Below are 14,765 nucleotides of genomic sequence, written 5' to 3' on the forward strand. Positions count from 1 at the left end.
CTCGATCCGTTCAGTCCGGCCCTGGCAATGACGGAATCGTTCATCCTCAATTCAAATGAGTTCATTATTGAAGAGCTCCCTCGGTGCACAATGGATCCGCCTAACTTGATGTCCCGTAGACAAATACCTTTTTAGGAACCTTCCGTCAGAATGCCGTCTTGAATACGGAACACCCTATCCGTGAAAAGGGGCGCCAGCGAGAAGAAGTCCTCGTAGAAGCTTTCCCGCACGAACTCGGTGGGAACCACATGGTACGTGGCTTCCAGAGCGTCCGGACCGGCTTCGAGTACTACGTAGCCGTTATCCACAAGATTAGCCCAAAGGAGCGCCGACGGCCGGGTGAAAGGATTGGTCACCGCGGAGAGCCCTAACAGGGATCCCAAGAGAGCGATGGAATCCTCCGGCGCCTCGAATCCGAGATCGCCGATGGTGCGTCCGGCGAAATCCTGGAATGTTCCCGAAGACACCGCCGGCCCGGTGAACTCGTGTACCCTGTACGGCCCTCGATCCCCGTGATCCGTCACAAAGGACGCATGGATGTCCCCGGATAGAAGCACCAGGCCGGGCACCGTGCTCAGATAGTTCAGAATGTCCTGTTTCTTCACAGGAAACCCGTCCCATTGGTCCGCGTTAATGAGGATGCGGGCCTTGAAGTCCTCCGGGAAGTCCGGCGGAAGGAAGGGTTGAATGAGCCCGATGCTAAAGTCCGCCACCAGGGGCGCCAGGGAGGTCGAACTGGTAACCGCCTTCCACGTGGCCGTGCTGGTGTCCAATACGCTCCTGAGCCAGGCTTCCTGGGCCGCGCCGAACACATCGTCCGCGCTCGGGTCTATGCTTCGAAGATAAGTGGCATATAGCTCAAACACGTCCTGAAAGATACCGTATCGGGATCCTATATCCGAGTAGAGGCTTCGCTTGCCCAGCGTATAGAAAGCCACGCCGCGAGGCAGCGACGACAGGGCGCCCGAGTCCAAAGGCGCGGGGAATCCCTCCGATTCGAACACCGAATTGATGTACCGTGCGTTCAGGTCCCCCGCCACCACTTCCCGGGCTTTGGCCGCGGCCTGTTCTCCGGACAGGTATGGATTCTCCTGATCATAGCGCATGGCCACAATGGACACCAGGACCGCCTTGGTGTCTTCGAACCCCTCGGCATCAATGGAAACGTACGAGTCCAGAAGCGGTTCGTACTCCGCGTACGCGTCGCCAAGGGCCGCTCGGCATGCTGCGTTGTCCATGACCACCGTACCCGGAAATGCGTCCTCCGGAATGAGGTGATCGGGACGATAGGTCCTGTAGTCCGTCAAAACCAGATCGAGGTGCGCGCCGAAGCGAAAGCTCCTGTATATGCGCGTGTTGGGATAGAGGATCTCTTCCGTGATCTCGAGATCTCCCTGCCCGTTCAGGCCGATCTCGCAGGGCACATACTCGAAAAAGGCCCTCTCGGACGCTCTTTTCCTCTGCAGATCCCGCCCGTCCACGCGGCCGCCGAAATACGTGGCCGTGTCCTGCCAACTGTCGTTGGAGAACTCGTGGTCGTCCCAGATCACGACCATGGGGAACCGCTCGTGTATGCGTTGCAACATGGGATCGGAACGATAGGTCTTGTACAGATCGCGGTAGTTGGAGAGGGTCGCGGCGGCCAGCAGCGTGCCATCCGTTTCCTCCAGCACGACGGCTCCTTCCGGGTCCTCGAATCGAACCACGCGCGCTCCCTCGGTCGTGTCCAAAGAAGAGGCGGGCGTGCTCTCGTACACATAGTCACCGGAATGTACCAGGAAATCCAGATCGTTGGACGGGCTATCGTACGTGTGCAGCAAATGCGTGAAGCTGTTGTAGTACCGGTGCACGTAGTCCTGGCACGAAAATAAGGCCCACCGCACCGGCACGTCCGCGTCGGGCTCGGGAGCGGTCTTGGTCCTTCCGATCTTCGAGGAGACCCCGTTGCTGGTGAAGCGATAGTAGTAGAAGGCGCCGGGAGAAAGGCCCGATACGCTCACTTTGACGCAGTGGTCGTACTCCGCTTTGGCAACCAAGCCCCGGATCTGAACCACGTCCGCCATGTGTTCATCCGCAGCCACAGTGAGGGTCACCGCAAGGTCCCGATCCGGCAGGCCGGTGTCCAAAACCCGTGTCCACACGACAACGCTGTGAGCGCGCGGGTCCCCTGACGCCACGGACTGCGGAAAGCTCACTTCCGTCGGTTCAGACGCAGGGGTCGTATCGGAACCGCATGCGGAGAGTCCTGAAATCAGTCCTAGGATCACTAGGGTGAGAAGCGTCTTTTTCATCATGGTTCCTCCGGGCTCCGTTCCGAAGAGTGCAAGCGCTGAGTCGAATTGCGCCGCAGGTCCCCAGGTATCCGGGCTTTTTCAACACTCTGCTATGCTTTCATCATGGCCCGGGTATAGAACTTCCGGAATGTCCCTACACCATTCTTCCTATTTCTGTCTATGACCCACTGAAGCATCTCTCCGGACTATTTTGACCTTTGTAATGCCTCGCCTCGATCGGGTTGCCTTCCGGGTCTCGTAAATAGACCGACGTTCCAGCACCGTGCGCACCCCGGCACGGAACACGTCCTTGTTGTATGGAAACGGTGTTCGCCTGAAGCCGGTCCATAAGCGTATCCCACGTCCTCTTACTCAAAACAATACAGAAATGGTTCAAATTCTCACGCCCCTGTCCGGCCCGACCACTTTTCTTGCACGGGAAGTGTCAAGCTTCTTTCGAATCTTAGAAGAACCTTGACACCCTGCGTTGATTACTGTCGAACGATTGCGCCGAGTACATCCATCTTCGGGCTCTCCCGAATGCCGGGGGCCTCCAATAGGGCATTCTTACTCGGAAGGTGAAACAAACCGAATTTATTGGCTTTTCCATCCGCCGGGACGCGTGTCTTTGTTCCAGGCAACAGGCTACTTGCGCGCTTTATTGGCGTCAATCCGTCCCGTGTGCGATCTGGTACATTTTTTGCTCGGTTAAGGCGATCAGCTATTGGACACGTCCAAATGAATCGTACTTCGACATGATTGACACGAACTAAGTCCGTTTTTTGACGAGTCGATGAATATGCTGGATGATTCGAAATCACGATTGCCGATCATATCGGCCTTACTGGTCGCCGCCTGCATTCTCACCTATTATTTCCGAAAGGTTCTTGGAACAGGAGTACTGTTCACCCATTTCTTCTACATTCCGATCATTTTGGCGTGCGTCTGGTGGCGCAGACGAGGCCTTGTGGTGACAACGCTTCTGATCCTCGTACTGACATTCGGCCAACATATGGCGATCGGTCATCGTCCCACAACCAACGATTATCTCAGGGCTTTGATGATGCTGGTCATTTCGGCCTTAACGGTGGCTTTGAGTGAAAAACTTGCCCATGCCAGATCGGCCCTGGCGGAATCGGAAAGAAAGTACCGTACCATTTTTGAGAATACAGGCACCGCCATGGTGATCATCGAAAACGACAAGACCATATCCCTGATGAACCGCGAATTCGAAAAGCTTTCCGGCTTCGCCAAGGAGGAGGTGGAAGGAAAGAAATCCTGGTCCGAGTTCGTTCACTCCGCCGACCGGGGACGCATGGAGGCCTACCACCATCAACGACGACTTCCGGGAAATGGGGCCCCCACAAACTATGAGTTCGGGTTCGATGACCGCAACGGTGACGTTCGTCACCTTTTGGCAAGCATCGATATGATTCCGGGAACCCTGCAAAGCGTCGCCTCCTTCCTCGATATCACCGAGCAGAAGAAAATCAGGGAGGAACAGCGCATTCTCGAGCAGCAATTGTCAAATGCGCTTGAAAAAGCATTGAGCGGATTTATCCCCATCTGCGCCAACTGTAAGAAGATCCGGGATGAGAACGAAAACTGGATTCAGATCGAATCCTTTCTGAAAGACCGAACTAGCGCCGAATTTTCCCACAGCATCTGCCCCGACTGCAAAAGAGCGCTCTATCCGGAACTGTATCCTTGAGGTTTGGCCATGGTTGGAAGCAACATCGAACAGATTGAAAGGAGCGTGGCGGAGGACCCAGAAACACCTATGATAAGCGATTCCTGTCCTCCGGAGAAAGAACTGCTCGAAGCCATTCTCCAGGTCTCACCCGTGGGAATCGGTATCGTGAGAAAGCGGATATTGCTTTGGGGCAATACCGCAATGCAGAGGATGCTGGGGTACGATTACAAAGAATTGCATGGAAAGAGCGCCGCGGTGCTTTATCCCTCCAAGGAAGAATTCGACCGTGTCGGCCGTGAACTGTACGGAATGCTGGAAAGAGACGGATTCGGAGAAGTGAGCGCCCGCTGCGTTCGGAAAGACGGCTTCATACTTAACTGCCGGGTACACGCGCGCCCAACGAATAGCAGGGATCCTCAAGACGGCTATGTGGTGGCGGCCGTCGTCGCCGATACCGGACGATTGGAAACAGAAGCGGCCCTGTATATCGAAAAGGAAAAATTCCGAATTCTGGTGGAGGAATCTTCTCTTGGCATCGCCATCATCGACAGGCAAGGACGCTATACCTATATCAATCCGGAATTCACCCATATGTTCGGGTACACTCTGGCGGACATCCCCACCGGAAAGGAATGGTTTGAAAAGGCGTATCCCGACCCGGAGTACCGGCGGAAAGCGATCTCAACTTGGATCGACGATTTGAAACGGGCCACCAACATCCGGGACCGATACCGAACCTTCCAGGTCACATGCAAGTCCGGAAAAGAAAAAACCGTCCATTTCAGGCCTGTTACCATGAGCACCGGCAAGCATCTAGTGATTTACCTGGACCTTACCGAACAAGAGAACATGAAATCCCGACTCTTCGAGGCCCAGAAAATGGAAGCCATGGCAGCTCTATCCGGCGGCGTGGCCCACGACTTCAACAACATTCTCGGCGCCATCCTGGGCTATACCGAACTGGCCCAACTCAAGTTGCCTCAAGAACCGGGAGTCGTCGAATACTGCCTCGAAAACATCTTGAAGGCCGGACATCGCGCCAAGGAACTGGTCAAACAGATCCTCTATTTCAGCCGCCGGAGCGAGCAGGTGACGAAGCCCGTGAGAATCGGACCGATTATGAAGGAGGTTTCAGAATTGCTCAGGGCCGTCCTCTCGACCACCATCGGCATTCGCCTGCAGCTCGCCACCCCGGATGACCTTGTGTTGGCTGATCCCGATAAGATCCATCAAATGCTGATGAATCTGTGCACCAACGCTTACCACGCCATGGCCGAAAGCGGAGGGGTGCTGGACCTGTCGCTGAACATGAAACAGATCGATTCCCGGGCCGTTGCCGACTTTCCCGAACTTCATCCCGGAGAGCACATCGTGTTGACGGTCAAGGACACGGGCCACGGAATGTCGCCTGAACTATTGAACCGCATTTTCGAGCCCTATTTCACCACAAAATGTAAGGACCTGGGTACCGGACTGGGCCTCTCCGTAGTGCAAACTATCGTTCAGAGCCACGGGGGAGCCATCCGCGTCAAAAGCGAGCCGGGAGAGGGTTCTCAATTTTCGATCTTCCTGCCCGCCTTCCACGGAAAAGATTCATCAGCGGTCCTTCATCCCGACCAACTTCCCGGAGGTCATGAACGGATCCTCTTTGTCGATGATGAAGAAATGCTCGCCGATCTGGGAAAGCGCGTCCTGGAACACCTTGGCTACTCCGTGTGTGTTCAAACCAGCAGCATGGAAGCCCTCGAGATCTTCAGGGCCGACCCCCTAGCCTTTTCCCTTGTCATCACCGACTTGGCCATGCCTGACTTGCCGGGGGACCAACTGGCCCGGAAGGTACTAAAAATCCGTCCGGATATCCCCGTCATCCTGTGCACCGGCTACAGCGAACGGATCTCGGAGGAAAAAGCCGAAATGATCGGAATCCGCGACGTAATCATGAAGCCGCTGGTTATACATAAGATCGCCAAAACCCTTCGAAGACATTTGGAGGATTGATGCCCCTGGCGCAGATTCTAGTCATCGATGACGATCCGCAGATCTGCGACATGCTGTGTTTGCACTTGCAACACATGGGCTACGCCGCGGAATTTGCCCTAACCCTGAACGCGGGCATGGTAAAGCTCTTTTCCGGTGCATTCGATGTGGTATTTCTCGATGTGCTCCTGCCCGACGGAGACGGATTGAAAGCCATCCCTGAAATCAAGACAGCGCCCGGTTCGCCCGAGATCATCATTTTCACGGCGGCCGGCAATCCCAACGGCGCCGAGCTGGCCATAAAGAGCGGCGCCTGGGATTATGTCGAAAAGCCGTTGCGTGTGAAGGAACTCATCCTCCTGTTGACAAGGACGATGCAATACCGGGGGGCGAAAACCGAACGTCGCCTTAGAACTTCGTTCAAGCGTATCGGCATTCTAGGCAGCAGTCCGGAAATTCAAAGTAGCATCGATCTTGCCGCCGAGGCGGCGTCCAGTGAAGAAAGTGTGCTGATCACCGGCCAGACCGGCGCCGGCAAGGAGCTTTTTGCCCAGGCGATCCATGAAAACAGCCGGCGTTCCGGCAAGCCCTTCGTGGTTCTGGATTGCACGGCCATACCAAGCACCCTCGCCGCCAGCATTCTTTTCGGCCACCAAAAGGGCTCGTTTACCGGGGCGGACAAGCACCACACCGGCGTGATCAAGCAAGCCGACGGAGGCGCCCTTTTCCTGGATGAAGTGGGAGAACTCCCCTTGGATATTCAGGCCGGACTGCTTCGGGTCCTTCAGGAACGTCGATTTCGTCCCGTAGGCTCGACCGAAGAGGTATCGAGCGATTTCCGATTGCTGTCCGCGAGCAACCGGAACCTCGCCCAAATGGTCGAAACAGGTCGATTTCGTGAGGATCTTTATTTTCGCCTGAAATCCCTGGAGATTCCCCTGCCGCCGCTGAAGGTCCGGGCCAAGGATACGCTGGAGATCGCCCTGATCCACCTTCGCCAGCTCTCCGAAACATACGGCGCGGGAACGAAAGGCGTGTCGCCCGAGTTTTGCGAGGCGCTTCTAAGTTACGACTGGCCGGGCAACGTGCGGGAACTGCTCTTCGCGATCGAACGCGCGATGGTGAGTTCCGGCAACGACCCGGTCCTCTTCCCCAAACACCTTCCCACCAATATCCGTGTGAAGCTGGCCCGGTCATCCGTCGGGCGCGGGTACGCCGGCGAAACGTCTGAACGCGCCGTTACCCCAAGACCGGCCCAACTTCCCTCCCTCAAGGAATATCGGAACAGCATGATCGACGAAGCCGAGAAGAACTATCTTCGACAGCTCGTATCCCTCACCGGGGGTAGTATGCGCGAATCGTGTCGCATTTCAGGCCTTTCCCAGTCCCGCCTTTATCACCTGCTGAAAATCCACAAACTCCCCCGGCCGAAAGCCGATTAGGAACCCCGAGCCGCTTCTTTCCCGGCGCGAGATTCCTGTGTATCGAGAAAAATTACTGTATCGCGGGAATTTTCGCGCGAAACAGGAAGCCTGTTCAATGGCAAACATGATCCCCTCGCTGCACAACATGCCGTAACTGCACGAAAATCAGGGTCTCTTCGTGTTTGGCATATTTCTTGCTTTTCCAGGGGCCGAGCTCTGTCTCACTATTCTATGGACCAGCACTCAGCCAAGGAGGAATCACGATGAAAACATGGACCCTCAAACAGAAACTGATCGGAATGACCATCATCCTTTCGGTCATGGTGGCCGGCCTGTCGGTGTTCTTTATCAATCGATTCACGGCTGTGGGAAAAACGTACGAACACATTCTGGACTTCCGCTTTCCCCAGTACGTGGTGGCAAGCACCATGGACGGCGTCTTACTCAATATCCGGGTAAACGTGAACGAACTTGCCAACGTGGAACGGAGCACGGACGACTTTGACACGCTGAACCCGCGCGTTCAAGAAAAGCTGGCTGCATTCGGAACGCTCCAGTCAGCCATGATCGGCGGGCATTCCGACCTGGGAAAAGCGATCAAAGGCCTGGAAGGCCTCAAAATCCCGCCCTGCCGCAAGGGCGGAGCGATCGAAGCCGACGCCCAAAAGGCGGCGGCCCTCTTCACCGAATTTGATTCCCTCTGCCAAGGCATCATCAAAAAGAAGAAGGAGAGCCTTGAAATCACATCCACGGTAGGATGGTACGACAGCAAAGAGGACAGCCGGGGGGTAGTCAAAACCCTGGTGGAGACGGCTCGTGAAATCGAAGATCGGGTCAACGACAAGGAAATCCGCTTGTTGTTGTCGGAAATGCGACGGCAGGAAAAGAATATCCTCCAACGGGCCGAGGATCGGTATGTCCTTCGCTTCAAAGAAGCTTACTCTAATTTCAACAGCGCCACCACGGGCGAAATCAACCAGTTAGGGAAAAGCTACTTTGCCGCCTTTGAATCCGTTTTCGATAAGATCATCCTGCAGCAAAAACTGAAAGACGAGTTGGGAACCCTGGTCAGAGAGGATCTGAGAGAAAAACAAAAGAGCCTGGCCGAAGCCGTCGAAGCCCTGAAAGCAAGAGCTTACGACCAGATGGAGACCTATTCAGGCGAGGCCGTTACCATGGAAAGATCCGCCGGCCGACTCATCATCGTCATCTCCATTGCAGTGGTTTTCTTGAGCCTCGGATTGGGATGGTTCATCAGCACGGGCGTCAACAAGGTACTGGCTAGAATCACGGAAAATCTGAGCACCGGAGCCGACCAGGTGGCGGCCGCATCCGGACAGGTTTCCGCCGCCAGCCAATCTCTGGCCGAGGGATCGTCCGAGCAGGCCGCTTCCGTCGAGGAAACGTCCTCCTCCATGGAGGAGATGGCGTCCATGACCAAGCAGAACGCAGACCATGCCAACCAGGCGAACGCGCTCATGAAACAAGCCGATGCCATCGTTGCCAAGGCCAATGGGGCCATGACCGACTTAACGGCTTCCATGGCGGAGATCTCCCGGGCAAGCCGGGAAACGTCCAAAATCATAAAGACCATCGACGAAATCGCATTTCAAACCAACCTCCTGGCCCTGAACGCAGCCGTAGAGGCGGCCCGCGCCGGAGAAGCGGGAGCGGGGTTCGCCGTGGTCGCCGAGGAAGTCCGAAACCTGGCCATGCGTGCGGCCGAAGCCGCCCGAAACACATCGGAACTGATCGAAGGAACTGTCCAAAGAATTACCAGCGGGTCCGACATCCTGTCCAGAACCAGTGAAACTTTTGGCAGCGTGAATAGCAGTGTTTCGAAGGTGGGGGAATTGGTGGCTGAAATCGCCGCCGCATCCGGAGAGCAGGCTCAAGGGATCGACCAGATCAACAAGGCCGTGGCGGAAATGGACAAAGTGATCCAGCAGAATGCCGCCAATGCCGAGGAATCGGCCAGCGCATCGGAAGAACTCAATGCCCAGACGGAACAGATGAATGAGATGGTGGGCGAGTTGTTGGCTTTGGTCGGAGGGAAGAGAAGCCACCCGTCCCGTCCCGTCAGCAAAGGCGCCGGGGGAAAGGACCTAAAGGCCGCAGCACCATACAACGCCACCGTTCGTAAGAAGATTCCCCTTGACCGGTCCGCCGGGCAAGGGAAACAAGTTGATCCGAAGCGTTTGATTCCGTTGGAAAGTCCTGACCTGTCGGCGTTCTAATGAATCTTGACAGTTGCGCCCCTCTGTGGCTCCACATCCGCTCCACAGGATGGAGCCGATTGGAGTCCGCGGCGGGGAGAGGGAAAGGCTAGTTCATCGGGCGAGAGGGAGACCGGTAAGACCCGCCTCAGGTCAATCCCAGCCACTTTGCCGCCGCTCCTCCGAGCATGGCTTCCACTTCCGCATCGGTAAAGGAAATGCCTTCAGGCGCCTTTTGCGGGAGTTCTCTTATGATCTGTACGAAAACCTTGTTCGGCATGGCGGGGCGGAGGAAAGGCCCGTCGGTTCCAAAAAAGACTCGACCGGAGCCGAAACAATCCAGAGCGTTCCTCAAGGCCGTACAAAACGCGGTGTAGTGTCCTCGAGCGGCCAACTGCCATCCCGAGAAATCCGTGGCCAGGTTGGGCCTGTACACGCCCAACTCGCACAGTTGTCGCTCGAAGCCCCGGCCGAGATGCGCGGTGATGATCTTCAAATCGGGGAAATCGAGGAGGGGCTCATCCAGACGGATCGGGTCACACGGCTTGCTCTTCCCCAACCACACGCCGGTGTGGGTGAGCACCGGCGCCCCCAGTTCACATACTTTCCCCAGGAAGCGATGCGCCGCTCCCTCATCGGGGTAAAAGCCCGCACCCGGATGGATCTTGACGCCTTTGAGTCCCCATTCCCCGATCGCCCTTTCCACGATTCCCACGGCGTCCGGTCTTCGCGGGTCCACGCCTGCGAAAGCGATGATGCGGTCCGGATACGCCTCCTGCATCCTGGCAAAGGCCTTGTTTTGCTCCTCCACCGGGATTGGCGGCTCACCGTATGCATACGCCAGGTCCATGGGCAGGATCACCGTTTTGTCGATGCCGGCGTCGTCCATCTCGGCCACCAACTTACTCCCATCCGGATCCCAGAACGTGGCAAGGACGGCGCCCCGCACAGCCTCCTCGGACATGTCCATCCCCCTGGCTTTCAGCGCCTGAATATAGACCGCGCTGATGGTCTTCCACCAGCCTTCCGAAAGCCAACCTTCGGTCAACGGATGATAATGAACGTCGATCACCATTTGAGGCGCTCCCTTCTTCCCGAAATTACGCCGCTGCAACTTTGCGCGGGGGGAAAACGTTTGAATCTCGCCGGAGTCAGGTTATTCAGGCACCCCGTGAACATAGACTAATTGACCAATCGGGAGCAGCTTTCGCCCCGCGCAAGGGCGTCCGGGGGAACATCGTTCCCCCGGGTCGACCTGCAACTTCTCCATGATGTTGGCGCGGTGCGACTTCACCGTGCTCGGACTGATGCACAGGGAGGAAGCGATCTCCTTGGTGGACATGCCTTCCGCGATCATCTGGAACACTTCCCGCTCCCGGTCGGAAAGCGTGTCGTACAGATCTTCTTTGCGCGAGCCGCTTTTCAGGTACAGGTAATCGTCCACCAACTTCTTGGAAATGGAAGGGCTCAGGTAGGTTTCTCCGCGAACGGCCGCGTGGACGGCGTCCACAATGTCCGCGCCGGTGGAATCCTTCACCAGATATCCCGAAATGCCGGCTTCGAACAGTTCGCTGATGTAGTGGGCATGGGAGTGCATGGAAAGGATAACCACCTTCGAGGCCGGCAGTTGCTTCTTTATCTGGCGGGTGGCTTCGATGCCGTTCAATTGCGGCATGGCAATGTCCATGAGGATCACGTCCGGGGTCAGATCGAGCGCCATGTCCACGGCTTCCCTCCCGTTACGAGCCTGTCCCACGATGCGGAATTCAGGCTCGACCTCGAGCAGTTTCTCGAGGCCCTGACGTACAATGGTGTGATCGTCCGCCAACAAGATCCGAATAATCTTACCCATCGCTCTCCTTTTCCCTGATAGGTATTTCGACACGGATGCGCGTGCCCACGCCCGGCTGAGTTCGTATGTTGAAGATCCCGTCCAGCATGGCGGCGCGTTCGCGCATGCCCAGCAGCCCAAGCCCTTTATTGGTCTCCGTTTTCTCCGGGTCGAAACCGACGCCGTCATCCTCGGCCACCAGGATGATGCGCGGATAACTTCGGATGATCGACAGCTTGAAATTCTCGGCTCCGGAATGCTTGAGGGTGTTCTGCAACGCTTCCTGCGAGAACCGATACAGCACGGTCTCGACTTCCGGATCGAGTCTGCCGTCGAACCCCACCACGTTTAAATTCACGTTCAGGCCCGAGTTGGCCGAAATGTACTCCAACATCTCCGAAAGGGCCGGTTTGAGTCCCAGGTCGTCCAGCATGGCGGGATGCAGCCGGTGAGAAATACGCCGCATCTCCTGGTAGGTCCGGTTCACCTGTTTCTGGGCCTCCTCGATGCTCGACCGCACGTCCGTCAGATGCTCCGGTATGGCCCTTAATGCGGTTTCAAGGTTGAGGTTGATGCCGGTCAAGCTCTGACCCGCTTCGTCGTGCAGTTCCTGGGCGATGCGTTTCCGCTCTCTTTCCTGACTGTGGAACAGCTCCCCCGCCAGTCTTTGCAATTCCTCGCGGTGACGCTTGACCGCCGTCATAAGCGTGGTGTTCTCGATGGCTGCGCCCAGGAAGTTCCCTATGGACCCCATCAGGTCTTTCTCTTTGATGTTCAGCTCGCGGCCGGCCGGCAGCTCCAGGGAAAAGAATCCGGAGGCTTTGTTCTTCGCCGTAATCAGGAAACAATGAAAGTCCAGCTCGTGATGGCCGTCGCGCAGGGGTACGGAAGCCAGGAAAGAGGGGAACCGCGGCTTGGGTGCAAAGGAGATGTTCTCCTGGAACAGGGCTTTCATCAGTCGATCGTCTTTAAGCGTGATCGTCCCTTTCTTTCCGAACATGCCGCTGGTCATGCCCACCTGGGCCCGCAACACCAGTCTCCCCGCTTCACGGTCGATCAGATACACTCCTCCGGTCTTGAGGCCCAGCATGGCCAGCACGTTCTCGAGAGCGAACTGGAGGATCGTGTCCAGATTCATCGTCAGATTCATCGTGAGGGCGATGTTGTTCAGGAGTTGAAGTTCCCGGTTCCGCTGCTGAAGGTTTTTCTCCGCCTGTTTGCGGAGCGTGATGTCCTTGGCCAAACCTTCGACCAACTCGACGCGGCCGTCCGGTCCCAGGACCGAATTCCCATTGATGAGCACGGTAATCCGGGATCCGTCCCTTCGGACCAATTCGGTCTCGAAATCCTTGACCATGCCGTCCCGGTCTATCATCTCCTGAAACGCTCGCGGTGCGTCCGCACTCAAATACAACCGGCTCACGTTTCCCACGGACAGCAGGTCCTCCTTGTCCCGGTATCCCAACATGGCCACTCCGGCCGGATTGACGTCCAAAAGCGCACCCGTCCGGGAAGCCACGTAAATCATATCCTGGGATCCTTCGAAGATCCGGCGGTATTTCCTCTCGGAAGCAATTCGTTCATCTTCGAGACGTTTCTTGTCCGTTATGTCCTTGAATACCTCGATCCCGCCCAGGACTTCCCCATGTGCTCCCCGTAGCACGGAAGTACTGCATATGATAGGCACCTCCCGACCAAGAGCGTTTCGAATGCGGTATTCCCGGTTGTAAATGTTGCGCCCGGTTTCCACGGCCTGCTTCACCGCGCAATCGGTTTCGCATATGCTGTTCTTGAACACGTCCTTGCAATACATGCCCACTGCGTCGTGCGACCAGAATCCGGTGATCTGTTCCGCCGCGGGATTGATGTATGTAATCTTCCAGTCCCGATCCGTGGTGAACAAGCCGTCCGGCAGCCGATCCAGTATTTGAAAAAATCCTTCTTCACGCTGGTAGGCATGCTTCAGGGCGTCCTCGAAATACACACGCACTTGATCGGCAACGAATCCGTTCCAACCCAGCGGATCTTCGTTGGCGTGGGCTTCGAAAAAATCGCACATGAGACAGGATGCCAGTTTCGAACGGAAATCGATCTGATAGGAGTTAAAACACCGAGTGCGCGGCACCAGCCAGCAAGGGCTCTTGCCGCCCCTATGGACGGGACACATCTCCTCGTTGCAATCCATGACCTCCCAACACGCCAGGGATCGCTGGGAATCGGACTCTCTAAGACTCACGTATCCTTTTGACCGCAACAAACTCACAACACGGGTCTCCTTGGGCCCGACAGTGTTTCTCTTGAGCTTTGTACGTAAAACATCCGTCCGGATAATCCGGACCGTACATCAGATCCATGAAACCCGCCGTTACGCCGCACAGCATGAAGCATTTGCCGCTGTCGGCCTTCCCGTAATTCAGAAGATAACCGTCCGATTCGTAACCGCTCATGGCCTGGATCACCAGCTTCTCATGGGGAACAATCTCTTTTATTTTCAGGTCCCCCCATCCCAGCGCAACGGCGATAGCGGCAAACGCTTCTATCTGGTCGGTTTCGGTCTCGATCATGGGACGAACCAGTTCGTCCCATTCGGACGAGGTCCGGATACCGTGGAAGGTCGCGTAAGAGCATTCCTGCGCCGCGCGAATCAGCAGATCCACAGCTTGAACCTGCGGTTTCGGCCTGAGAATCCGCTCGAATTCAAAGCAAAGCATGTTGTAATAAGAGGCATAGTTCAGGGAGAGATACACCCCGAAAATGGGGATGATTCCTTTCGAGTCGCGCGTGGCACTGCCCTGCATAACGGCTCGGACAATTCTAGCTCCGTCAATCGCCATGGTTTCTCTCTGTAGCTACGAATTTACAGACCTTGCCTTTCACCAGCTTGCAGGCCGTTTCCTCAACTTCATACTCTCGTTCGTACAAAACCGATAGTATGCCTGCGATCCAGCCTCTGGTGAAATGGCATCCCGGAGTGAACCTCCGGCCGTGCTTGGCCAGCCACCCTGTGACGTGGTGGCTTGATAGGGATTCCACGCGGGAACGCCTCGATCCCACCTGGCGGAAGTTCAGCAGCCCTAAGCCGCAAATCTGATGCAGGGTTTCGGCCAGCTCGATCTTGGACTTAACGGTGCGGATCTGGGGATACCGTTCCAGGATGATGCGAAACCCGTTGGCCGACGCCCGCTCGGCGGCGCACACCATGAGATTCGCGCCTTCCATGCCCAACGTTTCCTCGGCCATGGTTTGCAGGTTGATGTTGAAGTGGTGGCAATGCATGATGATGGGACTGCCCGCCAGGCTCACGCGGTAACCGTCGCGCGTATATTCCTTACGCCAGTCAATGTCCATAGG

At 56.4% G+C, this 14,765-nt stretch carries 10 protein-coding genes; 4 read left to right on the forward strand and 6 right to left on the reverse strand.

All coding sequences use genetic code 11. The features are described 5' to 3' along the window. Positions 1-131: 131 nt before the first annotated feature. Positions 132-2,294, reverse strand: coding sequence for an alkaline phosphatase D family protein (locus HY788_00690; protein ID MBI4772692.1), 2,163 nt, complete (start codon positions 2,292-2,294; stop codon positions 132-134). Between the two features lie 778 nt (positions 2,295-3,072). On the opposite strand from HY788_00690, the gene HY788_00695 reads away from it, so the two are divergent. The 4 genes from HY788_00695 to HY788_00710 all read left to right on the forward strand — a co-directional run bounded on the left by HY788_00695 (position 3,073) and on the right by HY788_00710 (position 9,604). After that, positions 3,073-3,984: a PAS domain S-box protein gene (locus HY788_00695; protein ID MBI4772693.1), complete on the forward strand. Its 912-nt coding sequence runs from the start codon at positions 3,073-3,075 to the stop codon at positions 3,982-3,984. Positions 3,985-4,053: 69 nt separating this feature from the next. Further along, entirely contained in the window at positions 4,054-5,964 is a 1,911-nt protein-coding gene (locus HY788_00700) for a PAS domain S-box protein (GenBank protein ID MBI4772694.1), read from the forward strand. 5 nt (positions 5,965-5,969) lie between these two features. Continuing rightward, positions 5,970-7,385: a sigma-54-dependent Fis family transcriptional regulator gene (locus HY788_00705; protein MBI4772695.1), complete on the forward strand. Its 1,416-nt coding sequence runs from the start codon at positions 5,970-5,972 to the stop codon at positions 7,383-7,385. 302 nt (positions 7,386-7,687) lie between these two features. Next, on the forward strand, positions 7,688-9,604 hold the full coding sequence (locus HY788_00710) for a chemotaxis protein (GenBank protein ID MBI4772696.1): 1,917 nt from the start codon (positions 7,688-7,690) through the stop codon (positions 9,602-9,604). A 127-nt stretch (positions 9,605-9,731) separates the two neighbouring features. On the opposite strand, the gene HY788_00715 is transcribed toward HY788_00710, so the two are convergent. From HY788_00715 to HY788_00735, 5 genes are all read right to left on the reverse strand, one after another. Next, positions 9,732-10,658 carry an amidohydrolase family protein gene (locus tag HY788_00715; protein MBI4772697.1) on the reverse strand — a complete coding sequence of 309 codons (927 nt, stop codon included), beginning with the start codon at positions 10,656-10,658 and terminating at the stop codon, positions 9,732-9,734. Between the two features lie 81 nt (positions 10,659-10,739). Next, positions 10,740-11,435, reverse strand: coding sequence for a response regulator transcription factor (locus tag HY788_00720; GenBank protein MBI4772698.1), 696 nt, complete (start codon positions 11,433-11,435; stop codon positions 10,740-10,742). Beyond that, a complete protein-coding gene (locus tag HY788_00725) occupies positions 11,428-13,677 on the reverse strand; it encodes a PAS domain S-box protein (protein ID MBI4772699.1) in 2,250 nt (749 codons plus the stop codon). The genes HY788_00720 and HY788_00725 overlap by 8 nt, the downstream gene beginning before the upstream one ends. Then, the gene (locus tag HY788_00730; protein MBI4772700.1) at positions 13,640-14,248 is read right to left on the reverse strand and encodes a hypothetical protein; all 609 of its coding nucleotides are present in this window, start codon (positions 14,246-14,248) and stop codon (positions 13,640-13,642) included. Before HY788_00730 ends, HY788_00725 begins: the two co-directional genes overlap by 38 nt. Further along, on the reverse strand, positions 14,238-14,762 hold the full coding sequence (locus HY788_00735) for a hypothetical protein (GenBank protein ID MBI4772701.1): 525 nt from the start codon (positions 14,760-14,762) through the stop codon (positions 14,238-14,240). The genes HY788_00730 and HY788_00735 overlap by 11 nt, the downstream gene beginning before the upstream one ends. Positions 14,763-14,765 lie beyond the last annotated feature (3 nt).

It is taken from the genome of Deltaproteobacteria bacterium (assembly GCA_016208165.1).
Taxonomy (GTDB): domain Bacteria; phylum Desulfobacterota; class Desulfarculia; order JACQYL01; family JACQYL01; genus JACQYL01.